Origin of the sequence: Nocardiopsis sp. ATB16-24, from assembly GCF_030271535.1 — a bacterium.
Taxonomy (GTDB): domain Bacteria; phylum Actinomycetota; class Actinomycetes; order Streptosporangiales; family Streptosporangiaceae; genus Nocardiopsis.
This window is the reverse complement of sequence record NZ_JASCXJ010000003.1, coordinates 24,127-49,514: the sequence shown is the minus strand read 5'-3', so window position 1 is coordinate 49,514 and position 25,388 is coordinate 24,127. Positions and strand designations below refer to the sequence as shown.

The following is a 25,388-nucleotide window of genomic DNA, read 5'->3' as shown; positions in this document are numbered from 1 at the left end:
CTCATGCCCCCGGCAACGGCGGCTCGTCCTTGTACAGAACGGCGGCCGGTTCCGCGTAGCTGACGCTGGTCAACCGTTGTTCGGTGAAGGTCAGCGACGTCACGCTCGCCAGATTGCACTCGCGCAGGTCGGGCCGGTGCCACAGACGCCTGCCCTCGGCCGCGCGCCGGGCCATCCAGATCGGCAGCTGATGGCTGACGCACACCGCCTCCCGCCCCCAGGCGGCGCGACGGGCGACCTTGATGACCTCCACCATGCGGGCCACGATCTCGGTGTAGGGCTCTCCCCACGAAGGCAGGAACGGGTTGTAGACCCGACTGAAGACGCGGGGGTCGCGTACGGAGCGTCGCGACAGCGTCATGCCCTCGAACTTGTTGGCCGCCTCGATGAGGCGGTCGTCCAGGGTGACGGGCAGGCCGGTCGCCTTCTGGAGGGGGACGGCCGTCTCCTGGGTGCGGTCCAGCGGCGAGGAGAACAGGGCGGCGATGTCGTGTCCCTCGAACCACTCCGTCGCCATCTCGGCCATCTGCCGGCCTCGGTCGCTGAGGTGGAAGTGGGGAAGCCTTCCGTAGAGCACCTTGTCCGGGTTGTGCACCTCTCCGTGCCGCAACAGGTGTACGACGGTGGTCGTCGTCATGTTCTCGTCTTTCCTTCGGGGTCGGGGACGGGGTGGGTCAGCCCTGGGCCTCGGCCGCGGCACGGGCCGCCTTGGGCAACGCCGAGACGACCCTGTCGACGGCGGCGTCGTCGTGCGCCGCGGAGAGGAACCACGCCTCGAAGGCGGCGGGGGGCAGGTACACGCCCTGGTCGAGCATGGCGTGGAAGAACGCCGAGAAGACCGCGGTGTCCGTGGTGCGCGCGGTGTCGAAGTCGACGACGTCCCGGTCGGTGAAGAACACCGTGAAGAGGTTGCCGCCGCTGTGGAGGCGGTGGACGACCCCGGCCGCGTCGAGTGCTCGGGACACCTCGTCCCTGACCTGTTCGGAGACCTTGTCGATGTGGGCGTAGACCTCGGGCGTGGCGCCGCGCAACGTGGCGAGTCCCGCGGCGGTGGCCAGCGGGTTCCCCGACAGGGTGCCCGCCTGGTAGACCGGGCCGTTGGGGGCCAGACGGTCCATGATCTCGGCACGGCCTCCGAACGCGGCCGCGGGCAGGCCGCCGCCCATGACCTTGCCGAAGGTCATGAGGTCGGGGGCGACCCCCTCCAGGCCGTACCAGCCCGAGCCGCTCACACGGAACCCGGTGAGGACCTCGTCCAGGACGAGCAGGGCGCCGTGGGCGTGGGCGATCTCCTTGAGGCGGGCGTTGAACCCGGGCTTGGGCGGGACCACGCCCATGTTGGCCGGGCAGGCCTCGGCGATGACGCAGGCGATCTCGTCGCCGTGCTCGGCGAAGGCGTTCTCGACGGCTTCGACGTCGTTGTAGGGCAGCACGAGGGTGTCGGCCGCGCTGGCGCCCGTCACCCCCGGGGAGTCGGGCAGGGCGAAGGTGGCCAGACCCGATCCCGCGGCGGCCAGGAGCGCGTCGACGTGGCCGTGGTAGTTGCCCGCGAACTTGACGACCTTGCTACGTCCCGTGAAACCCCGTGCGAGACGGATCGCGGACATGGTGGCCTCGGTCCCGGAGTTGACGAGACGGACCTTCTCCACGGGGGCGCGTGCGACGATCAGCTCCGCGAGCTCCACCTCACCGGGCGTCGGCGCTCCGTAGGAGGTTCCCGCCGCGACCGCACCGTGGAGGGCCTCCACGACGGCGGGAGCGGCGTGGCCCAGGATGAGCGGCCCCCAGGAGCACACGAGGTCGACGTACCGGCGGCCGTCGGCGTCGGTGAGGTAGGGACCCTCCCCCTTGACGAAGAAGGGCGGTGTGCCCCCGACCGCGCCGAAGGCGCGTACCGGCGAGTTGACCCCCCCGGGAACGACGGCGGAGGCACGCTGGAAAAGCTCTGCTGAAGTCTGTTGAGTACCCACCTCACCAGTGTCTCAGCTGTGTCCCTCGACGGTGCCGTGACCCGCCCCGGGGGCCGGAGTGGGCCGGAGTCCCGTGTCAGTCGCGTATGAGGGCACGGACCAACCGGTGGATCCCGGTGCTGGGATCACCCGTGGACGGCAGGAGTGCCGCGCGCTCGCAGGCGTCCTTCAGCCCGTGGGCGCGATGTCCACGGAGAAGGGGCGGTACCGGCGAAGAGGCCCACGGTACCGACGAGTAATTTGGGGCGCACACCCGTTTTCCGAGACCGGAGCCATCATGACCCCGAACCTCTCCACCGCGGACCTCATCGACGACCACGGCGACACCCTGCGCAGCTGTTCCACACAGTTCCGGCGGTTCGGCGGGCGCACGACGTTCTTCGGCCGCATCCGCACCGTCAAGTGCCACGAGGACAACGGCCTGGTCAAGCAGGTCCTCAACACCCCCGGTGAGGGCGCGGTCCTGGTGGTGGACGGTGGTGGTTCGCTGCGCTCCGCCCTACTGGGCGACATGATCGGCGAGTCCGCCGTGGCCAACGGGTGGGCCGGAGTGGTGATCTTCGGCGCGGTACGCGACACCCGCGCCCTGGGGGAACTCGACCTGGGGGTCAAGGCGCTGGGTTCCAACCCGCGCAAGTCCGTCAAGGACGGCGCCGGACGTCTGGATGTGCCGGTCACCTTCGGCGACGTCACCTTCGTCCCGGGCGAGTGGCTCTACAGCGACGAGGACGGCGTGGTCGTGAGCGCCGAGGAGATCGGGCTCTGAACCCGCCGACCGTGATCGGCTCGGGGGCCGTCATGGGGGTTCGCGCCCGACACCGGCAACTCCACCGGTCCCCGGGCCGGTGGTCGTAGGAACCCCTAGCCGGGGAACTCCTCACTGGCGTCGACGAGGATCGAGAGCACCGCGATGGGGTCGGGAAGGTGCACCGTGCCGCCGCCCGTGTCACGCGGAGGACGGATCCACGTGCCCCGCCGGCCGGAGGGGAGCAGGGACGGGGCACCGAGGACGAAACTGTCGCGACAGTGCCAGCGCAGGCCGGGCATCTCCTCCACGGACTCGGGCACGCAGTCCAGATGGCAGGACCACCACTCGTCCTCGTCCACGGGGGAACGGGTGGCCACGAAGAACAGGTAGCGGGAGGCCTCGATCGCCGCGACAGGGCCCGCGGGGACGCCCGAGCGGTCCATGCGGGCCAACGCCATCACCCCCGCCTCCCTCGGTACGTCGAACACGTCGAACACCCGACCGGTGGGCAGGATGATGTTCGCGTCGGGGGCGGCCGTCCACCATCGGCGGATGGTGTCGGCGTCGGTGCTGGCCTCCATCCCCCAGGCCATCGTCACCGGGTGGGCCGCCGGATCCGGACATCCCATGCGGTCACAGCTGCACGCGCGGTCCTGCCCCGGCGAGGTGCCTCGCGCCACCGGCCAACCGAGCTCGGCATAGCTTAGAGCGGCTTCGAGCATGCCGCCCGCCGCATGACGTCGCCTCCGTCGGTACAGAACCTCGGCCATGAAGCCTCCCCGGTGGTGCTCGTGATCCTGGCGCGGCCTCGTGGTCGTGGGGCCCCGAGCCCGGCGGACCGCGACCGGGACGTGGGCCTGTTCGCGTTACCGCAGCAGGCGGGCGGCCTCGGTCGCCCAGTAGGTGAGGATCTGCTCCGCACCGGCCCTCCGGTAGGAGGTCAGGGTCTCCATGATGACCCGCTCCCGGTCCAGCCACCCTCGCTCCGCCGCCGCCTCGATCATCGCGTACTCACCGCTGACCTGGTAGGCCGACACGGGTACCGGCGAGGCCTCCGCCACCTTGGCCACGATGTCCAGGTAGGCCAGGCCAGGTTTGACCATCACCATGTCGGCCCCCTCGGCCACGTCCAGCGCGACCTCACGCAGCGCTTCGCGCGCGTTGGCGGGATCCTGTTGGTAGCCGGAACGGTCGCCGAACATCGGCGCGCCCTCGGCCGCCTCGCGGAAGGGTCCGTAGAAGGCGGACGCGTACTTGGCCGCGTACGCCAGGATCGGCACCTGGTCGTGTCCCGCACGGTCCAGTCCGGCGCGGATCGCCGCGACCTGTCCGTCCATCATGCCGCTGGGCGCCACCACGGCGGCCCCCGCCTCGGCCTGGGCCACGGCGATGGACGCGTACCGTTCCAGGGTCAGATCGTTGTCGACGTGCCCGTCGGGGCGCAGCGGACCGCAGTGACCGTGGTCGGTGTACTCGCACAGACACAGATCGGCCATGATCACGATGTCCCCGCCGACCTCGGCGTCCAGGTCGCGCAGGGCCACCTGGACGATCCCCTCGGGGTCGTCGGCGGCCGTGCCGCGCTCGTCCTTGTGCCCGGGGACACCGAACAGCATCAGTCCGCCGACCCCGGCCGTCACCGCCTCGTGGGCGGCCTTGCGCAGGCTGTCCCTGGTGTGTTGGACCTGGCCCGGCATCGAGGAGATCGCCACCGGCTCGGAGAGCCCCTCCTTGACGAACATCGGCAGGATGAGGTTCTCCGGGAGCACCCGGCTCTCGGCGACCAGGCGGCGCAGCGCCCGTCCACGGCGCAGGCGGCGCGGCCGGACGACGGGGAAGGCGGCGTCGTTGTGGGAAGCGTTCATCGCGGGGCTCCCGGGTGGGTTCTCACTGTGCTGGTACGGGCGGCTGGGCGGGCTCAGAGCTTGCGACGGCGCCCCCGCCTCTTCTGGCTGGGTTTGAGGACGGGCTTGCCCGCCTCGATGGCCTCGATCCTCTTGGCCGCACCATACTCCGCCAGGGCCTGTGCGAGGGCCGCCACCGAGGCCTTCGGCGCCACCACGTCGACCCGCAGACCGAATTCGATCGCGGTCTGCTCCGTCTCTCGGCCGATGGCGGCGATGACCGTGGTGTTGTGCGGCTTGCCCGCGATCCCCACCAGGTTGCGCACCGTGGAGGAGGACGTGAACAGCACCGCGTCGAAACCGCCTCCCTTGATGGCCTCGCGGATGGGCGCGGGCGGAGGCGAGGCGCGCACCGTCCGGTAGGCGGTGACGTCGTCGACCTCCCAGCCGAGCTTGTCCAGACCCGCGGACAGGACCTCGGTGGCGATGTCGGCGCGGGGCAGCAGCACGCGTTCGATGGGGTCGATCTCGGCGTCGTAGGGCGGCCACACCGACACCAGACCCGCCCCGGACTGCTGTTCCTCCGGCGGGGCCAGGTCGGGCTGGATCCCGAAGTCGCGCACCGCCTGGGCGGTGGCGTCGCCGACGACGGCGACCTTGACCCCGGCGAAGGCCCGTGCGTCCAGGCCGTAGGACTCCAGGCGCTCACGGATCGCCTTGACCGCGTTGACGGAGGTGAAGGCCACCCACTGGTAGCGCCCGGTGACCAGGCCGCGGACCGCGCGTTCCATCTGCTGCGGGGTACGGGGCGGCTCCACCGAGATGGTGGGGACCTCCTCGGGCACCGCGCCGTAGTTGCGCAGCTGGACGGACAGGGCCGGAGCCTGCTCCTTGGTCCTGGGCACCAGGACGCGCCAACCGAACAACGGCCGGTTCTCGTACCAGGACAGTTCGGGCCGGTGGGTCGCGGCGGACCCCACGATCATCAGCGCCGGGGCCGTGGCGTGATGTCCCTTGGCGTCCTTCGCCTTCAGTTCGGCGACCAGACGGGTCAGTGTGGAGGTGACCGTGGTCTGGCGGGTGGTGCCCCCGGCGCGCACGACCGCGACGGGGGTGGTGCCGGGGCGACCGCCCGCGATGAGGGTCTTGCACAGCACGTCGAAGCCGGGGCCCTGGTGCGCGGGGTCCTCGCCGGCGGGTGCGTCGGCGCCCAGGATGATCAGGGTGGCGTCGGCGGCGGCGACCTCGTGCCAGTCGACCTCCTTGCCTCCGTGCGCCCGGGCGTTGAGCACACGCACCTCGGGGTTCTCCGAGCCCAGCAGGGGCAGACCCGCGAAGGTCGGCACGGAGGTGACCGAGGAGACGCCGGGAACGACCTCGACCTCCACGTCCGCCTCGTGGCAGGCGGCGACCAGCTCGGCGCCGCGGCAACCGAAGAACGGGTCGCCCGAGTAGAGACGGACCACCCTCTGACCCTCCCGGGCGTGGGCGATCGCGAGCGTGTCGGCGTCGCCCCCGCACTCCTCCGCCTCCAGCACGGTGACGTCCTTGGAGCAGTGGGAGAGGAGCTCGGCGCGGAAGTCCGCGAGTTCCTCGGCCGCCGGTTCGCTCATCGTGATGACCACGTCGGCACGGCGCAGCATCTCGGCGCCCCGAAGGGTCAGTAGGTCGGCGCCGCCCGGCCCGGCACCGACCAGGGCGACATGCCCGGATCCACGCGGGCGGCGCGGCTCCTCCGGTTGGGGGTTGGCGTTGGCGTTCACGTACTGGCTCCTCATGTGTGCGTCGCCCGCGCCCCGGCGCACGGTATCCGGGGCGGTTGCGGTACGGCGGGCTCCGGCCGCCGGCTCATGGTCAGAGTGCGTCCCTCTCGGCGAAGGCCTCCGCAACGATGCGGTCGGCTCCCTCGTCGATCATGCGGCGGGCCAGGTCCCGGCCGAGCGCGATGGCGCCGTCCAGGCCCTCGGCAGAGGCGAGTTCGACGGTGTGCTCGCGTCGCACGGCCTCGGATCCGTTGGTGGCGACCACCGCGGCGCGCAGGCGCAGACGTCCGGAGTCGGCGTCGTACTGGGCGTAGGCACCGACCGGGGCGGCGCATCCGGCCTCGAGTTCGGCGAGTACGGTGCGCTCGGCGGTGACCTCGACGCGGGTGGCCGGGTGGTCGACCGAGGCCAGGTAGGCGAGGTCGCCGTCACGGCGCTCGACGGAGCACTCCACGGCGAGGGCCCCCTGGCCGGGCGCGGGCAGCATCTGTTCGGGGTCGAAGACGTCCGTGACGTCCTCGACGCGTCCCACCCGTCCGAGGCCGGCGTAGGCGAGGATGACGGCGTCGAGTTCGCCGGAGGTCACCTTGCCCAGGCGGGTCTCGGCGTTGCCTCGGATCGGCACGTAGGTCAGGTCGGGGCGCAGGGCCGCGAGCTGGGCGACGCGGCGCGGGGAACCCGTACCGACCTTGGATCCCGAGGGCAGGTCGGCGAACTTGAGTCCGTCGCGGGCGCACAGGGCGTCACGCGGGTCGTCGCGCTCGGGGATGGCCGCCAGCACGAGCCCCTCCGCCGGGGTGGTCGGCAGGTCCTTGAGCGAGTGGACGGCGAAGTCGATGGCGCCCTCGTTGAGGGCGTCGCGCAGGGCGTTGACGAAGACGCCGGTGCCTCCGAGCTGGGTCAGATGGGCCTTGGTGACGTCACCGAAGCTGGTGATCAGCTCCAGTTCGATCGCCTGGCCGGTGCGCTCGGTGATGGCGTCGGCGACCATCCGGGACTGGCTGGTGGCCATGGTGCTGCGACGGGTGCCGAGTTTGGCGGGTGTGCCGGTCATTGCCTTACTCCTGTGCGGTCGTGGCCGCGGTGGCGGGGCCCGTGGTCGCGGTCAGCGTCTCCTGGGTCCCGGGGTCGAGTGCGAAGAGTTCACGCAGGGCGGTCTCGTAGGACTCCCCGTCCGGTCTGGCGGCCAGCTCCTTGACCCGAACGGTCGGCTTGTGCAGGAGCTTGTCCGCGACACGGCGCATGGCCCGGGCGATCTCCTCACGGCTGCGGTCGTCGAGGTCCTCGGGCAGTCGCCCGTACAGACGCGACAACTCGGACTCCACCACGTCCTTGGCCTGGGAACGCAGGGCGACGACGGTGGGGGCCACCTGGTCGGCGCGGCGGACCGCGCGGAACTCGGCGACCTCCTCGTCGACGATGTCGCGCACGAGGGTGAGGGCGCCGGCCCGCTCGGAGCCGGTCTCGGTGGTGGCGGCGGCCTGACGCAGGTCCTCGATGTCGACCAGGTGCACGCCGGGCAGGTCGCGCACGGCGGGTTCGATGTCGCGGGGAAGGGCGAGGTCGAGGAAGACCAGGGGGCGGGTGCGTCCCGCGGTGGCGGTGGCCACCTCGTCGGTGGTCAGCACGAGGTCCTGGGCGCCGGTGCAGGAGATGACGAGGTCGACCTCGGGGAGGACTCCGGCGGCGTCGGCGAAGGGGACGGCCCGAGCTTCGACGGTCTCGTAGGCCTCGGTGAGGCACTCGGCCAGGCGCGCGGCCCGGTCGAAGGTGCGGTTGGCGACGAAGACCGCCGTCGCGCCCTGCCGGGAGACGGTGTTGGCGGAGAGGGCGCTCATGGACCCGGCGCCCAGGACGAGCACGCGCACGCCGGACAGGGGGCCCTTGGCCGGTCGGGCGAGTCCGGGCTCGTCCCCGGTGTCGCCCGATGCCGTGGACATGGGACAGCCCACGGGCGGCACCGCGCCGACGACCTGGATGGTCTGGTCGGCGGTGGTCTGCGGAGCGCCGGTCGGCCCGAGGCCGAGCCCGGCGCCGGCCACGTCGAGGCCGAAGCTGACCATGTCGGCGCCCGCGTGGTCCAGGTGAGTCTCGGTGTGGGCGCGCTTGCCCACACGCAGGGCGCGCTGGCCGAGGTCGTTGAGGACGCGACCGACGGAACCCGTCTCCTGCCCCTCCTTGAGCGCGTCGCGCACCTGACCGAGGATCTGCCCCTCCCCGACGACCATGGAGTCCAGACCGCAGGTGACCGAGAACAGGTGTTGGACGGCGCGTTCCTCGTAGTGCACGTACATGTGCTCGGAGAGCTCGCTCAGGGGGACGCCGGTGTGCCAGGAGAGGAGTTCGGTGATGGTCTCGACGCCACGGTGGAACGCCGAGACGTCGGCGTAGACCTCGGTACGGTTGCAGGTGGAGACCACCATGACCTCGTTGACGCAGTCGGACCCCACCATCTCCCCGACCGCGTTGGCGCGCGTTTCACCGTTCAGCGCGACGCGTTCGAGCAGTGCCACCGGCGAACTCCGGTGGCTCAACCCCACGGCCAGGACACTCATTCCGCATTCTCCTATGCAGGCACCACACAGCGTCTTCGTACGCCCCGGGGAAACGTCCGCATCCCCTGGGGCCGCGGCGCACGCTCGCTCATCGCCACCGCTCACGCGGGCCGAAAGGCCCTGAGTCATCGAAGTCTCACGTCAGTTCCAGCCCCGCGCGTTCCGCGCCACGGCCGTCGCCGTCTGCCCTGCGCTGCGCGTGGAAGGCGAGGATCTGGAGTTCGATGGACAAGTCGACCTTACGCACATCGACCCCCTCCGGCACGTTGAGAACGACCGGAGCGAAGTTGAGGATGCTGGTCACCCCCGCCTCGACGAGGCGTGTCGCCACGCCCTGGGCGGCGGTCGCCGGTGTCGTGATGACACCGATGGAGACCCCTTTCGAACGTACAACCTCCTCCAAACTGTCAATATGCCTCACGTCCAGGGATGCCACGCTCTGTCCCACCATCCCCGGGTCGGCGTCGAGCAGTGCCGCGATACGGAAGCCACGGGTGCCGAACCCCCCGTAGTCGGCCAGTGCGCGACCCAGGTTGCCGATGCCGATGATGGCCACGGCCCAGTCCTGGGTGAGACCAAGTTCACGTGAGATCTGGTAGACGAGATACTCGACCTCGTACCCCACACCGCGTGTTCCATAGGAGCCGAGGTGAGAGAGGTCCTTGCGCAGTTTGGCCGAGTTGACGCCGGCCGCGGTGGCGAGGGCCTCGGAGGAGACGGTGAGGGTCCCCCGGTCCTGGAGCGCCTGGAGAGCGCGCAGGTAGACGGGGAGCCGGGCCACAGTGGCCTCCGGGATGCCCCTCTCCCGGGGCCGTGGTGGACGACTGGTCACAGGCGGGCGCTCCTGAGCGGCGATCGGTACGGGCTGGCGCGGGACGGGCCGCGGATCCGGCGCCGGGAGCGGGCGGGTCCGGTGCCGTACTCCCCCGGCAGATCTGGAATCCCTAGATTACGCGCTTGTGAAAGCACGCACAAAGTGGGGTCCCTTGTGAGGCCCGGCTCATAAGTTCCCACCGGGAGGAGCCGGCCCACGGAAATCGGAGGATGGCATTCACGGCAATTCAGGACAACCAGAAATTGCACGTAGGTGAGTCCACGAGCGGGTCGGCCTTTCCACTCCGGCGCACGCTCTCTTCCTCACCCTCCGAGCGCCGCCCGCAGCCGATGTTCGTCGACCCTCCAGAAATCGTGCCGACGGCCGTCCACGAACGTCACCGGGATCTTGTCCCAGTACTCCTCACGGTCGGCCTCGCTCACATCGTCGAGTTCTTTGCGGGCCCGACCGACGCCCGACTCCCGGGTGACCCGCTCGATGACCTCCCAGGCCTCCTCGCACAGGTGGCACTCCGGCTTGCCGAGCATCACCACGCGCGCCCGACCCGCCCATGCGGGGGTGTCGACCATGTTCCCTCCCCGGTCTCCGATGTTCCTCATCCACCCGCGAAAGGCGGCAGGACCTCGATCACCGTCCCGTCCGTGACGGTGATCCCCTCATGCGCCCTGCGTCCGACAGGACGCTCGTCGACCAGGAGCGAGGAGGAGGCGAGCACCCGCCGGAAGCGGTCGTCCGGACGCAGCCGACACGCCGCGGTCAGCGCCTCGGCGAGCGTATCCGCATCGACCGTTTCCTCTGCGGTTCCCGCCGCTTCCTTGGCCGATGCCCAGTACCTGATAATGCACTTCGCCATCTGTTGATTATCCTTGTGTGTCTCGGAGGCGACGTAACAGACATCTTCACCGGGGGCAATGGCGCCTTCGATCGCCCGCGTCGCGCGGGATGACGAGAAGAGACGCATGAGCCATCTGCTGCTGTTGACGAACTCGAACGAACCGTCCGACCACGTACTGCCCGCTCTCGGACTCCTCCTGCACTCCGTACGGGTGGCGCCGGCCGAGGCCGGCGCGCTGTTGGCCTCGGGCGCGGGTGTCGGTGTCGGCTCGCCCGTCGATGCCATTCTGGTCGATGCCCGCACCGATCTGGCCGCGGCCCGCGGTTTCTGTCGCCTACTCGACACCACCGGCCTGGGCTGTCCTTTGATCGCGATCCTCACCGAGGGCGGTGTGGCGGCACTGACCCCCGACTGGCGGGTCGACGACTTCGTCCTGTCCACCGCCGGTCCCGCCGAGGTGGAGGCACGTCTGCGGCTGGCCGTCGGTTCGGTCGACTCCGGCCCCGACGACCCCGACGAGATCCGCAGGGGCGATCTCGTCATCGACGAGGCCACCTACATCGCCCGTCTGCGCGGTCGGATCCTGGATCTGACCTTCAAGGAGTTCGAACTGCTCAAGTTCCTGGCACAGCATCCGGGTCGGGTGTTCACCCGGGCACAGCTCCTCCAGGAGGTGTGGGGGTACGACTACTTCGGCGGCACCCGCACCATCGACGTCCATGTGCGACGACTGCGCGCGAAACTGGGTTCGGAGTACGAGTCGTTGATCGGCACCGTGCGCAACGTGGGCTACCGCTTCGTGCCCGGTCCCACGAGCAGGACGAGCAAGACCTCCACGGCTGCGGGAGAGGGCTCCGAGGCGTTGTCCGTCGAGCCCGGCACCACGTAGACGTCCCCGAGCGCGAACCGCCGGACACCACCCGCCCCACCGCCGTCCCGCTCTCGGCCCCGCGAAGAGAGCCCCGCCGAGCGGGGCGGGGGTCACTCATGGTCAGATCTCGTAAGCGGAGAGAGCAGAAAGAGACGTTTCACCACTCGTGTTCGAAGGTTCCAGGTCCTAAGATCGGGGAGGCACCCGCGCCGGGACGTCAGGCGCGGCGAGACCCCCACGGCCGGGTGCGAACGAACGCCTTGGCGCACCGTCCGCAAGGAGGAGAACGCCCTGATGCCCACGACCACCGCGGGTTCCCCGCTCACCCCCGGGCGCCGACGCAGGGGTGTCGCCCTCGGTGCCGCCTTCGTCGGCTCCAGCCTGATCGCCGTGATGTCCCCGGCCGTGGTCTCCCCCGCCCACGCCGAACCCTCGGCCCCTGAGGAGCCCTCTCCGAAGGCGGCGGCCGTCATCGTCTTCGGAACGGACTCCACCGAGGTGAGGCTGGGCGGTACCACACCACCCAATCCCCTCACCGTGACCAACACCGGCGACGCCGGTATCTGCCTGCTCGGGCTGGAGGTGTCCCCCGTCGGGTTCGACGCGCGGGGGTTCGAGCCCCGCCTGGTCGAACCCGGAGAGGACGCGTCCGCCGGCGAGGTGAGCGGCCTGCCGCGCACGACGACCGACGTCGTGGCGACCCTCACCTACGCGCTCGCGGAGGAGGGGACCGCCTGCGCGGAACTCGAACCGGTGACGAGGCACACGGTCTCCAGCGGTACGTGGACCGTGTCCGTGACCACACCGACGCCCACACCTTCGCCGACGCCCTCGCCCACCCCGACTCCCTCACCGACGCCCACCCCCTCACCGACCCCGCCGCCCACGGAGGAACCGAGCCCGAGCCCCACTCCGACGGACCGTCCCGACCCCACCCCCTCGCCGACGACCCCACCCGAGAACGACCGGGACCGCGGCTCGGAGGGCTCCGGCGGCACGGGCGGATCCGGCAGACCCCCGATCGGCCCGTCGACACTCCCGGAGTCCTCGACCGGGGGCGGGGTGGGCGAGGTGCCCATCAGCGAGGTGCCCACCAGCGACACGAGCTTCCCCGAGTTGCCCAGTGGAGAGGCCGACCTGCCGGGAGTCCTCCCCGGGGCCGAGGACCTGGCCGACCTGCCGCTGGTGACCCCCGGGTCCGACGACGACCTCGACGGCACCGAGGTGGCCGCCGACCACGACGACCTGGGGCCGAACATGGCCCCGGCCGTGCTGCTCGCCGCCTTCCTTCTGGCGCTGCTGCTCGCGGCCCCGCTCGCACCGGTGCGGCGTGTCCGCATCGGCGGCTACCAGGGCAAGCGTCGTAGGCAGTAGCGGAAAGCCCGGTGGTCCGCCCGACTCGCGAGGGCCCGGCGGATCACCAGGGCGAACCCTCCTGGGGCCGTGCCTGACGGAAACTTCCCGGCCGCTCCGTCGTAGGCTTTCCATCCATGAGAACCCCGCTAGTCACCGACGACCTGGCCCCGGCCCTGGCCGATCAGGTCCTGGCACTCGCCGAGTCCGCCCGCGCGATCGACGGCGTCGCCCCCTTGTCGGAACACACCCTGCTCCGCATCAGACACGGCGCTCCCTCCGGAAGCAGCCGTTTCCATGTGATCGTCGAGGACGGGCACGCGGTGGGCTTCGCCTTCGTGGAGCGCGCCCAGGGTGAACCCGACTCCGGTGAGGTCGTCGTCGATCCCGCCCACCGCGAGCGCGGTCACGGCACCGCCCTGCTGCGTTCGGTCCGCGAGGACGCCGGAGCCCGGGGCGTACGCGTGTGGGCGCACGGACGCACCCCGCAGGCGGTCTCGGTCGCGCGGAACAACGGATGGAACGCCGTCCGCGAACTCCACAAGATGCGGATGCCGCTGCGCGACATCGCCGCCGACGAGGCGGGCGGCCCCTGGGAGGCACCCGAACTCCCCGAACCACGACTACGGCCCGAGGTGGCCGACCGGGTGCGGTTGCGGACGTTCGTCGTGGGACAGGACGAACAGGCGTGGTTGGAGACCAACGCGCGCGCGTTCGCCGACCATCCGGAGCAGGGCCGGCTCACCTTGGACGATCTGCTCCAGCGCGAGGTGGAGGACTGGTTCGACCCGAACGGGTTCTTCCTGGCCGCCACCAAGGACGGCGGGGTCGCCGGGTTCCACTGGACCAAGGTCCACGCCGACGGAGCCGGACTCACCGACGGCGAGCCCGTCGGCGAGGTCTACGTGGTGGGTGTGGCCCCGGACTGGCAGGGCACCGGCCTCGGCCGCGTCCTGACCCTGAGGGGACTACGTCATCTGCGTGACTCGGGCCTGCCCTGGGTGCACCTGTACGTGGACGGTTCGAACGAGGCCGCCGTGCGGTTGTACGAGTCACTCGGATTCGGCATATGGGACACCGACGTGATGTACGCGCCGCCCGCCGACGAGGCGCCACCGTCTCCCGCCTGACGTGCGAAGTGTCACATTCACCGGCCACTTCCCCTGCCGCCACGAGAGTGCGACATCCCGTTCATTCTCCGTTCACCTTTCCAGGCACAACTCGTCACCTGACACGCCTACCTTCACATTCGGCGTGATACGGCCATCGCGCACCAGGTCCGTGACGGGATGGCGGGCCGAGGTCGCGGATCCGCCTCGGGCGGGTGCCGCGAGCCCTCGGCCGCCACGAGACCGCGCACGTACGAAGGTGCACGGAACGCAACGTATGTTGTCCCGGGCGACCCGCCCTGAGACCTTCCGAACCGGAGTCAACCCATGACGACCACGGACGCGCCCGAGGCGGCACCACCGCCCCGGGGCAAACGCCGGATCGGCGACGTCGCCTTCGCCGGGCTAGCCCAAGGCTCGGGCCTCCTGATCCTGCTGATCCTCGCGGGGGTCGCCGCCTTCCTGATCATCCAGGCCTGGCCGTCCCTGAGCGCCAACACCGCGAACTTCCTGACCACCCGGGAGTGGGCCCCCAACGTCCGCGAGGATCCGGCGTTCGGTGTGGCCGCCCTGGCGTTCGGCACCGTGCTCGCCGCGGCCATCGCCCTGCTGATGGCCCTGCCGGTGGCGATCGGCATCGCGTTGTTCATCGTCTTCTACGCGCCGCGCAGACTGGCGTCGCTGCTCGGCTACCTGGTGGACCTGCTGGCCGCCATCCCCAGTGTGGTCTACGGCCTGTGGGGCATCGGCTTCCTCGCGCCCCAACTGGTCCCCGTCTTCGACGCCATGACCCGCTACCTGGGCTGGATCCCGCTCTTCGCGGGGCCCGCGTCCACCTCCGGTCGCACCATCCTGACCGCGAGCGTGGCCCTGGCCGTCATGGTCCTGCCGATCATCACCGCGATGTCGCGCGACGTGTTCCAACAGACCCCCCAGGGGCACCGCGAGGCCGCACTGGCCATGGGCGCCACCCGGTGGGAGATGATCCGACTGGCCGTGCTCCCCTTCGGCAAGTCCGGCGTGATCGGTGGAGCCATGCTCGGCCTCGGGCGTGCCCTGGGCGAGACCATGGCCGTCGCCATGATCCTGTCCCCCTCCCTGGTCATCTCCTGGAACCTGTTGCAGAGCGGCAACCAGACCATCGCCGCGCACATCGCGCTCCAGTACCCCGAGGCGACCGGGTACGGCGTGTCCGCGCTGATCGCCGCCGGTCTGGTCCTGTTCGCGATCACCCTCGTGGTCAACATGGGCGCGCGCTACGTGGTGGCGCGAGGGAACAAGGAGTCCTGATGAACACGACGACCACCCAGCCCCCCACCCCCGGCCCCGAGACGGGCACGGAACGCGTCGACCTGCGCCGCGGTTCGCTGCCGCGTCACTTCCCCGGGGTGCTGCTCGCCTCGTGCGCGGCCGTGGTCGCCGGGATCCTGCTGCTCTTCGGCACCTTCGGCTTCCTGCTGTGGGGTCTGCTCACCGCCGCCGCCTACGTGGTGATCTCGGTGACCGCGTCGGCGCGTGTGGAGGGCTCACGCAAGGCCAAGGACCGGCTCGTCACCTCGCTGGTCTACGGGTGCTTCCTGCTGGCGATGCTGCCCCTGGTGTCGGTGCTGTGGACCGTGCTCGTCAACGGTCTCGCCCGGTTCGACGGCTACTTCCTGACCGTGTCGATGAACGGCGTGTTGCCGAGCATGGACGCGGGCGGCGCCTACCACGCGATCGTCGGCACCCTGATGATCACCGGGATGGCCACACTGATCTCCGTGCCGATCGGTGTGATGGCCGCCGTCTACCTGGTGGAGTACGCCCAGGGCCGCATGAAGCGGATCATCATGTTCTTCGTCGACGTCATGACGGGCATCCCGTCCATCGTCGCGGGTCTGTTCGTGGTGGCGTTGTGGATGATGCTCTTCGGTCCGGGAAGGACCAACGGCGCGGCGGGCGCGATCTCGCTGACCGTGCTGATGATCCCCGTGGTGGTGCGTTCCAGCGAGGAGATGCTGCGTCTGGTGCCGCAGGACCTGCGGGAGGCGTCGTACGCCTTGGGCGTGCCCAAGTGGCGGACGATCACCAAGGTGGTGCTGCCCACCTCCGCCGCCGGTCTGACCACAGGAATCATGCTCGCCATCGCGCGCGTTATCGGAGAGACCGCTCCGTTGATCCTCACCGCGGGAACCTCGGCCATCTCGATCAACTGGAACCTGTTCGACGGACAGATGATGAACCTTCCGGTGTTCATCTACTCCCAGGTCCGCATGGGCGGCGCCATCAACTACGAGAGGGCCTGGGCCGCGGCGCTGACCCTGATCCTGGTGGTGATGCTGCTGTTCTTCCTGGCCCGCATGCTCGGTCGCCTGTTCGCGCCGAAGGTCCGCTGACCCCATATCCACCGTCCACGCCCCGCGCGCGGAGCAGATTCACGAGGAACTTCCAGTGGCGAAACGTATCGACGTCTCCGGACTCCACGTCTACTACGGCGACTTCCTGGCCGTGGCCGACGTGTCCATGACCATCGAGCCACGGTCGGTGACGGCGTTCATCGGAGCGTCCGGCTGTGGCAAGTCCACCTTCCTGCGGACCCTCAACCGGATGCACGAGGTCACCCCCAGCGCCCGGGTGGAGGGCAAGGTGCTCCTGGACGACCTGGACATCTACGGCCCCGACGTGGACCCGGTGATGGTGCGCAGCGAGGTCGGCATGGTCTTCCAGAAGGCCAACCCGTTCCCGACGATGTCCATCTACGACAACGTCATCGCCGGCGCGCGGCTCAACAACAGGCGGATGAGCAAGTCCGAGGCGGACGACCTGGTGGAACAGTCGCTGCGTGGAGCGAACCTGTGGGAGGAGGTCAAGGACCGGTTGAACAGACCGGGTTCGGGCCTCTCCGGTGGCCAGCAGCAACGGCTGTGCATCGCCCGCGCCACGGCGGTCAGGCCCTCGGTGCTGCTGATGGACGAGCCCTGCTCGGCGCTGGACCCCATCTCGACCCTGGCGATCGAGGACCTCATCCACCAGTTGAAGGAGGACTACACGATCGTCATCGTCACGCACAACATGCATCAGGCGGCACGTGTGTCCGACCGGACGGCCTTCTTCAACCTGGAGGCCCCCGGTAAGCCCGGCAAGCTCATCGAGATGGGCGAGACGAACCAGATATTCACACGGCCGGAGAAGAAGGAGACCGAGAACTATATCACCGGCCGGTTCGGCTGACCCTCCGGCCTGCTCTCATCCCCCGAGAGACGGCCGGCGATCGAGCACCCGCCTCGGCCGACCCTCCGGCCTGCTCTCATCCCCCGAGAGACGGCCGGCGATCGAGCACCCGCCTCGGCCGACCCTCCGCTCCTCGGCCGACCCTCCGCGCACACCTTTCGGCGGGAAGAGGCATGCCTCTTCCCGCCGTCCGGTTCAGGGTCGGGGGAGGGTCTGTCGGGGGAGGGGGCTCAGCTGTTCTTGACCACGATGGTCTCCACCGTGTTCGCGACGTGCTCGAACGCGTCCGCGGCGGCCTCCAACTCCTCGATGACGTCCTTGAGCTTGAGCACGGTCAGGGCGTCGTACTCCCCACTGAACAGGCGGGCGAGGAGCTTGCGGTAGATGCGGTCGGCCTGGTTCTCCAGCTGGTTGATCTCGATCCAGTACCGCGTCAGGTCCTTCAGCGTGCGCAGACGGGGCATCGCCTCGGCCGTCAGTTCGGCGGCGCGCTCCAAGACCTCGATCTGGTCGATGATCCCCTTGGGAAGGCGCTCCAGTCCATAGAGGCCGATCAGATCGACGGCGGCCTCCATGGAGTCCATGACGTCGTCCAGGTTCGAGGCCAGTCGATAGATGTCCTCACGGTGGATCGGTGTCGCCGAACTCTTGTTGAGCCGACGCATGATGGCGTGCGTGGCGTCATCACCGGCGTGCTCACAGGCACGCATCTTCTCGGTGATGGCTTCGCGATCGGCCCCGTCACTTATCAGCTCCACCAGCAGGCGAGCCGCGATGACCAGGTTGTTCGCCGAGTCGGTGAACATCTCGTAGTAACTGTCATCACGCGGGCGCAGGCGCAGGCGCACGTCGTTCTCCCGATGGTGCGGTGGTCTTCCTTGGTGGATGGTAGGCGCGCGGACGAGTCGGTCCGACGCGGTCGGGCAGGGGAGGTCGGTCCGGCGCCGGGATGGATGCACGGGCACGGACTTGTTCACCCTTTGTTCACTTATGAGTTTTGTCGGATGGAACGCCGTGGGGGCACGGGATCCACCGCATTCCTCCCGATCTCGGCACCACCGGGACGGTGGGGGACGCCATCGCGTCCCGCCCCCGCCGACCAGAGGTGCGTTGAGACGGAAATCACTCGAAGGAGCGGAGAACGGTGGAGGGGGTCACCGGCTTTTCCCGATGTCCACCTTCAGGCCATTCGGTGTCAATGGCAAGTATGACCGTTGGTCGGCGGACCGGGGGACCACGGCCCCCTAAGCTTCCGTCCATGTCTTCCGCTCTGGGCGCGGGCGCCATGCGACGCCTGCGCGAGTCCCTGGACGAACAACTCTCCGCGTTGGGGGAGCCCCCCTTCGAGGGGGATGACGAGAGTGCTGTCGCCGCCTGCGTGGAGGCGGTCCTGCGCGCCGAGGAACCACTGCGCGCGGCCGTCAAGGCCGCCGTACGGGGCAGCCTGGCCGTGCTCGCGGCCCGAGCCCCGGGACACAGTCTGGAGGTGCGTGTACCGCCCCATGGCGCCGTCCAGGCCGTGGAGGGACCGCGTCATACCCGGGGCACCCCTCCGGGTGTGGTGGAGACCGATCCCCTCACCTGGTTGCGTCTGGCCGTCGGTCGACTCTCCTGGGAGGAGGCCGTCTCGAAGCACGAGGTGCGGGCCGGCGGCGCACGCTCCGACCTGTCCGTACACCTTCCCCTGTGGCGGGCCGCTCCCCCGGATGGCGCCGACGGCACGGCCAGGCACTAAGCTGTGAGCGTGTCGTATTCCGACGGTCGGCTCTCCATGGACCTCGATCCGCTCGAACGCGGTCCGCAGGACGCCTGCGGCGTCTTCGGGGTCTGGGCACCCGGCGAAGAAGTCAGCAAGCTCACCTACTTCGGTCTCTACGCCCTCCAGCACCGTGGACAGGAGTCCGCGGGCATCGCTCTGAGCGACGGAGATCGGATCCTCGTCTACAAGGACATGGGACTCGTCTCCCAGGTCTTCAACGAAGCGATCCTGGACTCCCTGCGAGGCCACATCGCCATCGGCCACTGCCGCTACTCCACCACCGGAGCGCCGGTGTGGGAGAACGCACAGCCGACCTTCCACACCGCACGTGAGGGAGGTCTGGCGCTCGGCCACAACGGCAACCTCATCAACACGCCGGAACTGGCCGCGATGCTGCCGGACGCCCGCCGGGGCGCCACCACGGACACCGAGGTCCTCACCAACCTCCTGGCCGAGCAGGCCAGGAACGGCAGTTCCGTGGAGGACGCGGCCCTCGACCTGCTTCCCCACGTGAAGGGCGCCTTCTCCCTGGTGTTCATGGACGAGAACACCCTGTACGCCGCGCGCGACCCCCAGGGCATCCGCCCGTTCGTGCTGGGCCGCCTGGGGGAGTCCTCGGGAGCCGGTGGATGGGTGGTGGCGAGCGAGACCGCCGCCCTGGACATCGTGGGCGCCACCGTGGTCCGCGAGATCGAGCCCGGTGAGCTGCTCACCATCGACGAGCGCGGGGTGCGCTCACGTCGCTTCGCCCCCGTCCGCCGTAAGGGCTGTCTGTTCGAGTACGTCTATCTCGCCCGCCCCGACACCACCATCGCGGGCCGCAACGTCAACTCCACCCGTGTGGAGGTGGGCCGCCGCCTGGCCAGGGAACACCCGGTGGAGGCCGACCTGGTCATCCCGGTACCGGAGTCCGGCACGCCCGCCGCGGTGGGGTACGCCGAGGCCAGCGGTATCCCCTTCGCCCAGGGTCTGGTGAAGAACTCCTACGTGGGCCGTACCTTCATCCAGCCCAGTCAGACCTTGCGTCAACTGGGTATTCGGCTCAAGCTCAACCCTCTGCGCGAGGTCATCGAAGGCCGTCGTCTGGTGGTCGTGGACGACTCGATCGTGCGCGGCAACACCCAACGGGCCCTGGTCCGGATGCTGCGCGACGCGGGCGCCGCCGAGGTGCACGTGCGCATCTCCAGTCCCCCGGTGCTGTGGCCCTGCTACTACGGCATCGACTTCGCCACCCGCGCCGAACTCATCGCCGCGAACCTGAGCGTGGAGGAGATCGCCGCCTCGGTCGACGCCGACTCTCTGGCCTATGTGGACCTGGAAGAGCTCGTCGCCGCGACCGAAGTGCCCCGGAACGACCTGTGCCGGGCCTGCTTCGACGGTGAGTATCCGATCGAGGTGGAGGACGACGCCCGCGGCAAGTACCTGCTGGAGAAGGCCTGTGGCACTCCAGAGGGCTCCACGCTGGCGACCAGCGACAAGTAGCCGTCGCGCCGGATCCGGTCGGATCCGGCGTGACGTTCGAGCCGTGCCCGGACGGGGCCGGCCCACACCACCGCAACACAGCACGAGGAGAACTCGCGTGTCAGCCGACAGCACAGCGACGGGCGCCTACGCGGCGGCCGGCGTCGACATCGCCGCCGGCGAGCGCGCCGTCGATCTGATGAAGCGTCACGTGGCGCGCACCCGCCGTCCCGAGCAGGTCACCGACGCCAGCGGCTTCGCCGGCCTGTTCCGTCTCGACACCGGCAGGTACAAGGACCCCGTCCTGGCGACCTCCACCGACGGCGTGGGCACCAAGGTGCTGCTCGCCCAACAGTTGGACAAGCACGACACGATCGGCGTCGACCTGGTGGCCATGGTCGTGGACGACCTCGTGGTCAGCGGCGCCGAACCCCTGTTCATGACCGACTACATCGCCTGCGGCAAGGTGGTGCCCGAGCGCATCGCCGAGATCGTCGGTGGTATCGCGGAGGGCTGCCGCCAGGCGGGGTGTGCGCTGATCGGCGGGGAGACCGCCGAGCATCCCGGCGCCATGGGGCCCGACGAGTACGACCTGGCCGGCGCGGGCACCGGCGTGGTGGAGGGCGACGCCATCCTGGGTCCGGACCGCGTCCGGGAGGGTGACGCCGTGATCGCCCTGGGCTCCTCGGGTCCGCACTCCAACGGTTACTCGCTCATCCGACGCATCGTGGACGAGGCCGGCCTGGACCTGTCCGCCGACGTCCCGGAGGTGGGCGCGACCCTGGGTGAGACCCTTCTCACCCCCACCCGCGTGTACGCCAAGGACTGCATGGCCCTGACCGGGGCGGTGGAGGTGCACGCCTACTCCCACATCACCGGAGGCGGCCTGGCCGCCAACCTGTCCCGTTCCCTGCCCGGCCACCTGGACGCACGGGTGGACCGCGCCACCTGGGCGCCGGCCCCCGTGTTCGGTTACCTCGCCGACAAGGGCGGCGTGAGCCGGGAGGACATGGAGGCCACGTTCAACATGGGCGTCGGCATGGTGGCGGTCGTCGCCGAGGGCGACGCCGAACGCGCGTTGGAGGTCCTGGCCGACCGCGGCGTTCCGGCCTGGCGGCTGGGCACGGTGACGGCCGGGTCCGGGCGAACGGTGCTGACCGGTGAGTACCGGAGTGCGTGAAAAGGGCGCGAATATAGCCGGTGCGAACCACCAGGGGTGGTTCGCACCGGCTATATACACCTGCACGCTACGGCCTCCACGAGGGAGGACCGTGACCGTCACAGGTCAACGGTTGTTGTCCGAGCGACCTGAAAACTTCGTCCGAACAGGCATCACCTGTCGGAGTCCGAGTACTTGTCGGCAAGATCCGCGTAACGGTCGACCAGGTCGTCGTGAGGCTCCTCATAGAGGTCGTTGGAACCCGAAGATCCCGAACGCGCATCCCCAGCGACACCCAGCTCCGACCGCAGCCGATCAAGGTCAGTCCCGCCGGAGCTGTACTTGAGCTTCCTGGCGACCTTCTGCTGCTTGGCCTTGGCTCGGCCGCGCCCCATTGGCTCGACCCCCTCAACGATTGGGTTCCGACGAACCCCAGATCACTTACTAACCCGCATGAACGGGCTGACGGCCGTCAAACGCGACTGACGACAGGCGTCAGCTTACGTACACGTACAACCGTACCTGGTCGGCCCCCGTCGTGCCTACGCCACCCGGGTGTGACGGGTGTACTACGCACGGAACGGCCGCCCACCAAGGGTTCGGCGTGGTGAGTACCGCACACAACGATATGTGCCACGATGCGTTCGTGCTGCCCTACACCACCTACCTCCGTGTCTACCAGCCGATCGACGCGTTCTCTCCCGCCGATCGGGACCATTGGGAACAGTACGCGCTTTCGCCCGATCGCCCAAGGCGCGTCAACGCGCTGGCGGCGGAGCAGGCCGAGAGCCTGGGCCGCCTGCTCACGACACCACCGATGGTGGCACCGGAGCAGGAGAGCCGCAACGCCTACCTGCGCCGGGTGAACGGGCGTCTGTACGTCTGCCCGTGGCAGACACGGCTGCGCTCGTGGCGGGCCTTCAGCGAGTTCACCGAGGCGACGCCAGTGGCGCTGAGTGAGGCGTTCGTCCCGGTTTCGGAGGCCGAGCGGGCGGAGGATCACTACAGAGCGTGGCTGGACTCGGGGGCCCAGGCGCGCCCGGGGATACTGTCGAGCAACTGGGGCGTCCCGATCCCCTGGTTCGTGCCGTTCGGCGCTCAGGAACGGTGCCTCGTGATGTCGGAGGGCTCCACCAGGACGCTGCTGTACCTGACACGGACCTCGTTGGGCATGCGGCGGCTGGAGCACACCCTGGCGGTCCTGCGCGAGCACATCGGCCAGAGCGGCGTGCCGGCCTCGATCGGCAACCTCCAGGACTGGCTGTCCCTGACGGCCCACCCGGACTCGCTGTTGGAACTGGACTACGGAGGTCTGCCGTACCTGCTCAGCAACGACCACCTCGACGAGGACCACTCGGTGGCCGAGGTGGCGGAGGCGGTGGAGTGCCTGGCGTCGGGAGACGCGGACCGGGTGGTGGAGTTGCGGGAGAGGCTCAGTCGACGATGGAGGTCGGTACGTGCTCTGGAGCACGCCAACTGATGGTCACGCTATCGCCAGGTTTTCGTGGACGCCCACGTGCCTTCCGTCGTGTCCCGATGACCCGTTCTCCCCCGCGCCACGCCGGTGGTCAACCTGGTACACCAGGTTTCTCGGCCCTCTTCGAAGAACTTTCCGCATGTGACAACGGTGCGAGCCCGGACGTCGCCCACGCACGACATCAAGAGGCGTGAAACTGGGCATAACGCCCGATAGGGATCGGCGTAGACTGTAGTAAGTCGATCACTCCACGAATGCAGAGCGAGCAGGAAACCCTTACCGCGTGGGCTTTCCGCGCGACCGAGCCCCAGCGGTCGAGCCGGAGGAGTCCGTCTCCCCCAGTCCGGCCGCATCCTCGCGCACGGCGGCCGACCGGGACTCGCGAGCCCCCCACCAGAGCGTGGGCGTCGGTTTTCGGTCAGCCCCCCCGTAGCACTTCGGGCACTCCGGATCGAGAAAAACGAGGCCGGAGAACGAAGTTTTGACCGAATACGCCACATGACACTAAACGTGTCGCTAGAATCACTTAGCGTGACGCGGCCACGGGCGGCTTTCTGGCCTCCCGCATGCAAAGTTGCTTGGTGTGGCCGTACAATCACCTCGGGTGATGCCAATATAGGCCTAGAGGGAATATTGGACATCCGGGCCAAGCGCCAGGATTAAGGATCAGCACACAGATCCAGGAGGAGAGGCCGTACACATGTCAACTCGCACGCCCGAGGCGGAGCCCCTGTTGACCCCCGCCGAGGTTGCCACCATGTTCCGCGTGGACCCCAAGACCGTGACGCGCTGGGCGAAGGCGGGCAAGCTGACCTCGATCCGCACCTTGGGCGGCCACCGCCGCTACCGCGAGACCGAGGTCCGTGCCCTGCTGGCCGGCATCCCCAGCCAGCGTACGGAGTGAACTCCCCGTTCTGCGCCGGCTCCGGGGGGGACGGCCGGACGGGCTCCGGCCGCTGACAAGGCAAGGCCGACAAAGGCCGAAGGCGGATCCTTGCAGAAAGGATCCGCCTTCAGCGTGTCAGGGCGGGGACATCGTCCCCTCCGACGAGGACTAGTCCCCGATCCGGTCGTCCATGGCGGTGGTCCTTCCCCGGGCCAGGAAGGTCGCGGCCGAACCGCTGACGACCGCCACCACCGCGGCGGTGACCAGTGCGGCCAGTGAACTGCCGGTGGTCGCCAGTCTGCCGTCCCGCCCGGCGACCTCCTCCTCGGCTCCGCGGTCCTCGCCACCCCTGTCCCCCGGCACCGGTGACGTGCTCGCGGCGTGGACGGAACCGACCGCCCACGCGTCGGCGAACTCCACCGCGAAACCCTGCTCCTCCTCGTCCTCGCCCACCTGGACCCACACGGTCATCCGACTACGGACCCCCCGACCCTCCCAATCGGGGTCATCGTCGGCGAAGGCGGTCTCGTGAGCCGCGAAGGTGACGCTGACGGGTACCTCCAGCACCACGTCACCGTCCTGGTCGAACACCTCCAGGAGGTCTTCCACGACGACACCGTCACCGCCCGCCTCCAGCGACCCCAGCGCGACCCCGAACGCCGTCAGGTCACCGTGCGAGAACGACGTCTCGGTCACGCCCCCGTAGCCCGCGGTGGCCGTGCTGGTCACGTTCGCGAGGGTGAACTCCACGGCGTTGTCGTCGGCCGAGACCAGGTCCGCGACGGAGCCGTCGAGAACGAACGCGTCCGTGTCCCCACCGGGAAGAATGGCGTCCGTGTCCCCATCAGGAAGGACGGCGTCCGTGTCCGCGCTCGGAAGAGCGGAGGGAGGGTCGGTCTCCGCGGGATCCTCGAAAGGAGCGTCGGTGGGGGCGCTGCTCTCCCTGAGCTCCCGCTCGCCCTCGGCGTCACTCTCAGGAGCCCCCTCGCCGGCATCGTCGCCCGCGGACCCTCCGTCTCCGCGCAGGGGCTCCCTGTCCCCCGGCACGGGCTCCCCTCCCGAAGGCTCGGCGCCCTCCCTCTCCGTCTCCGTGGGCTCCGCCTCCGGTGAGGGGGTGGGAGGCAGGGAGGGAGCGGTGAGGTCGGCCTCCGGCGGTACGTCGATCATCCCGTGCTCGGCGAGGGCGGCGACGTCCATCCGAAAGGACGCCCACCTCACGGTGGAGACCGCTCGCGCGCCCGTGCCGTCGACCACGCTGCGGCTCTCCCCGTCGATCCGCAGATGCTCCCTCATCGGACCGTGGACGTCCTCGGCCGTGGCGCTGCTCTCGGTCTGTCCACCGAAGCTGACGGCGGTCGAGTACCCGGTGACGACGTCTCCGCTGGTCACCCAGGACTGAGCGTTGCCCCAGACGACCTGGTCGGCGGTGGCCGGGAGCGCGGGCGTCGCACCCATCACGCCGAGCGCGACGAACAGGGCACCGCCGGTGAGGAGGCGGCGGGCGGTCAGCTTGGCGGGAGACACCACAACACTCCTGTTGTATCTGGGGGATA

The 25,388-nt window shown here is 69.6% G+C and carries 25 protein-coding genes; 12 read left to right on the top strand and 13 right to left on the bottom strand.

What is annotated here, in order from left to right:
- Position 1 precedes the first annotated feature (1 nt).
- Entirely contained in the window at positions 2-637 is a 636-nt protein-coding gene (locus tag PFX91_RS04460) for a histidine phosphatase family protein (RefSeq protein WP_285729614.1), read from the bottom strand.
- A 37-nt stretch (positions 638-674) separates the two neighbouring features.
- Positions 675-1,970, bottom strand: coding sequence for a glutamate-1-semialdehyde 2,1-aminomutase (gene hemL, locus PFX91_RS04455; RefSeq protein ID WP_285729613.1), 1,296 nt, complete (start codon positions 1,968-1,970; stop codon positions 675-677).
- A 277-nt stretch (positions 1,971-2,247) separates the two neighbouring features.
- On the opposite strand from hemL, the gene rraA reads away from it, so the two are divergent.
- Positions 2,248-2,736, top strand: coding sequence for a ribonuclease E activity regulator RraA (gene rraA / locus PFX91_RS04450; RefSeq protein WP_285729612.1), 489 nt, complete (start codon positions 2,248-2,250; stop codon positions 2,734-2,736).
- 95 nt (positions 2,737-2,831) lie between these two features.
- Here rraA and PFX91_RS04445 read toward each other — a convergent pair whose 3' ends face one another.
- The 8 genes from PFX91_RS04445 to PFX91_RS04410 form a co-directional block, all read right to left on the bottom strand.
- Positions 2,832-3,488: a bifunctional DNA primase/polymerase gene (locus PFX91_RS04445; protein WP_285729610.1), complete on the bottom strand. Its 657-nt coding sequence runs from the start codon at positions 3,486-3,488 to the stop codon at positions 2,832-2,834.
- A gap of 96 nt (positions 3,489-3,584) precedes the next feature.
- Positions 3,585-4,583 carry a porphobilinogen synthase gene (hemB, locus tag PFX91_RS04440; RefSeq protein ID WP_285729608.1) on the bottom strand — a complete coding sequence of 333 codons (999 nt, stop codon included), beginning with the start codon at positions 4,581-4,583 and terminating at the stop codon, positions 3,585-3,587.
- Positions 4,584-4,636: 53 nt separating this feature from the next.
- Entirely contained in the window at positions 4,637-6,325 is a 1,689-nt protein-coding gene (locus tag PFX91_RS04435; RefSeq protein WP_285729607.1) for a bifunctional uroporphyrinogen-III C-methyltransferase/uroporphyrinogen-III synthase, read from the bottom strand.
- A 91-nt stretch (positions 6,326-6,416) separates the two neighbouring features.
- On the bottom strand, positions 6,417-7,379 hold the full coding sequence (gene hemC, locus PFX91_RS04430) for a hydroxymethylbilane synthase (protein WP_285729605.1): 963 nt from the start codon (positions 7,377-7,379) through the stop codon (positions 6,417-6,419).
- Positions 7,380-7,383: 4 nt separating this feature from the next.
- On the bottom strand, positions 7,384-8,880 hold the full coding sequence (locus tag PFX91_RS04425; protein WP_285729603.1) for a glutamyl-tRNA reductase: 1,497 nt from the start codon (positions 8,878-8,880) through the stop codon (positions 7,384-7,386).
- A 136-nt stretch (positions 8,881-9,016) separates the two neighbouring features.
- The gene (locus tag PFX91_RS04420) at positions 9,017-9,712 is read right to left on the bottom strand and encodes a redox-sensing transcriptional repressor Rex (RefSeq protein ID WP_285729601.1); all 696 of its coding nucleotides are present in this window, start codon (positions 9,710-9,712) and stop codon (positions 9,017-9,019) included.
- Between the two features lie 305 nt (positions 9,713-10,017).
- Positions 10,018-10,284, bottom strand: coding sequence for a glutaredoxin family protein (locus tag PFX91_RS04415; RefSeq protein ID WP_285729599.1), 267 nt, complete (start codon positions 10,282-10,284; stop codon positions 10,018-10,020).
- 26 nt (positions 10,285-10,310) lie between these two features.
- Positions 10,311-10,568 (bottom strand): MoaD/ThiS family protein, encoded by a 258-nt coding sequence (locus tag PFX91_RS04410; RefSeq protein ID WP_285730068.1) that lies wholly within the window; start codon positions 10,566-10,568, stop codon positions 10,311-10,313.
- Positions 10,569-10,674: 106 nt separating this feature from the next.
- Between PFX91_RS04410 and PFX91_RS04405 the strand changes: the two genes are divergently transcribed.
- From PFX91_RS04405 to pstB, 6 genes are all read left to right on the top strand, one after another.
- Positions 10,675-11,439 carry a winged helix-turn-helix transcriptional regulator gene (locus tag PFX91_RS04405; RefSeq protein WP_285729598.1) on the top strand — a complete coding sequence of 255 codons (765 nt, stop codon included), beginning with the start codon at positions 10,675-10,677 and terminating at the stop codon, positions 11,437-11,439.
- A 276-nt stretch (positions 11,440-11,715) separates the two neighbouring features.
- A complete protein-coding gene (locus tag PFX91_RS04400) occupies positions 11,716-12,795 on the top strand; it encodes a hypothetical protein (protein ID WP_285729597.1) in 1,080 nt (359 codons plus the stop codon).
- Between the two features lie 116 nt (positions 12,796-12,911).
- Entirely contained in the window at positions 12,912-13,904 is a 993-nt protein-coding gene (mshD, locus tag PFX91_RS04395) for a mycothiol synthase (RefSeq protein WP_285729596.1), read from the top strand.
- 306 nt (positions 13,905-14,210) lie between these two features.
- Positions 14,211-15,173, top strand: coding sequence for a phosphate ABC transporter permease subunit PstC (gene pstC, locus PFX91_RS04390; RefSeq protein ID WP_285729595.1), 963 nt, complete (start codon positions 14,211-14,213; stop codon positions 15,171-15,173).
- On the top strand, positions 15,173-16,258 hold the full coding sequence (gene pstA, locus PFX91_RS04385) for a phosphate ABC transporter permease PstA (RefSeq protein WP_285729594.1): 1,086 nt from the start codon (positions 15,173-15,175) through the stop codon (positions 16,256-16,258). Before pstC ends, pstA begins: the two co-directional genes overlap by 1 nt.
- 55 nt (positions 16,259-16,313) lie before the next feature.
- Positions 16,314-17,093 carry a phosphate ABC transporter ATP-binding protein PstB gene (gene pstB / locus PFX91_RS04380; protein WP_285729593.1) on the top strand — a complete coding sequence of 260 codons (780 nt, stop codon included), beginning with the start codon at positions 16,314-16,316 and terminating at the stop codon, positions 17,091-17,093.
- Between the two features lie 230 nt (positions 17,094-17,323).
- Here the strand turns inward: pstB and PFX91_RS04375 are convergent, their stop codons facing one another.
- Positions 17,324-17,941: a DUF47 domain-containing protein gene (locus PFX91_RS04375; RefSeq protein ID WP_285729592.1), complete on the bottom strand. Its 618-nt coding sequence runs from the start codon at positions 17,939-17,941 to the stop codon at positions 17,324-17,326.
- Between the two features lie 410 nt (positions 17,942-18,351).
- On the opposite strand from PFX91_RS04375, the gene PFX91_RS04370 reads away from it, so the two are divergent.
- From PFX91_RS04370 to purM, 3 genes are all read left to right on the top strand, one after another.
- Positions 18,352-18,828, top strand: a complete 477-nt coding sequence (locus PFX91_RS04370; protein ID WP_285729591.1) for a sterol carrier family protein — start codon at positions 18,352-18,354, stop codon at positions 18,826-18,828.
- Between the two features lie 9 nt (positions 18,829-18,837).
- On the top strand, positions 18,838-20,334 hold the full coding sequence (gene purF, locus PFX91_RS04365; protein WP_285729590.1) for an amidophosphoribosyltransferase: 1,497 nt from the start codon (positions 18,838-18,840) through the stop codon (positions 20,332-20,334).
- A gap of 97 nt (positions 20,335-20,431) precedes the next feature.
- Positions 20,432-21,493 carry a phosphoribosylformylglycinamidine cyclo-ligase gene (gene purM, locus PFX91_RS04360; RefSeq protein WP_285729589.1) on the top strand — a complete coding sequence of 354 codons (1,062 nt, stop codon included), beginning with the start codon at positions 20,432-20,434 and terminating at the stop codon, positions 21,491-21,493.
- Between the two features lie 152 nt (positions 21,494-21,645).
- Here the strand turns inward: purM and PFX91_RS04355 are convergent, their stop codons facing one another.
- Positions 21,646-21,867 carry a DUF3073 domain-containing protein gene (locus tag PFX91_RS04355; protein ID WP_285729588.1) on the bottom strand — a complete coding sequence of 74 codons (222 nt, stop codon included), beginning with the start codon at positions 21,865-21,867 and terminating at the stop codon, positions 21,646-21,648.
- 233 nt (positions 21,868-22,100) lie between these two features.
- Here PFX91_RS04355 and PFX91_RS04350 point away from each other — a divergent pair, with 233 nt between their 5' ends.
- Together PFX91_RS04350 and bldC are read left to right on the top strand one after the other, a co-directional pair.
- A complete protein-coding gene (locus tag PFX91_RS04350) occupies positions 22,101-22,952 on the top strand; it encodes a DUF8083 family protein (RefSeq protein ID WP_285730067.1) in 852 nt (283 codons plus the stop codon).
- 697 nt (positions 22,953-23,649) lie between these two features.
- On the top strand, positions 23,650-23,853 hold the full coding sequence (bldC, locus tag PFX91_RS04345) for a developmental transcriptional regulator BldC (protein WP_013155387.1): 204 nt from the start codon (positions 23,650-23,652) through the stop codon (positions 23,851-23,853).
- Between the two features lie 150 nt (positions 23,854-24,003).
- Here bldC and PFX91_RS04340 read toward each other — a convergent pair whose 3' ends face one another.
- Positions 24,004-25,359, bottom strand: a complete 1,356-nt coding sequence (locus PFX91_RS04340; RefSeq protein ID WP_285729581.1) for a hypothetical protein — start codon at positions 25,357-25,359, stop codon at positions 24,004-24,006.
- Between the last annotated feature and the right edge of the window lie 29 nt (positions 25,360-25,388).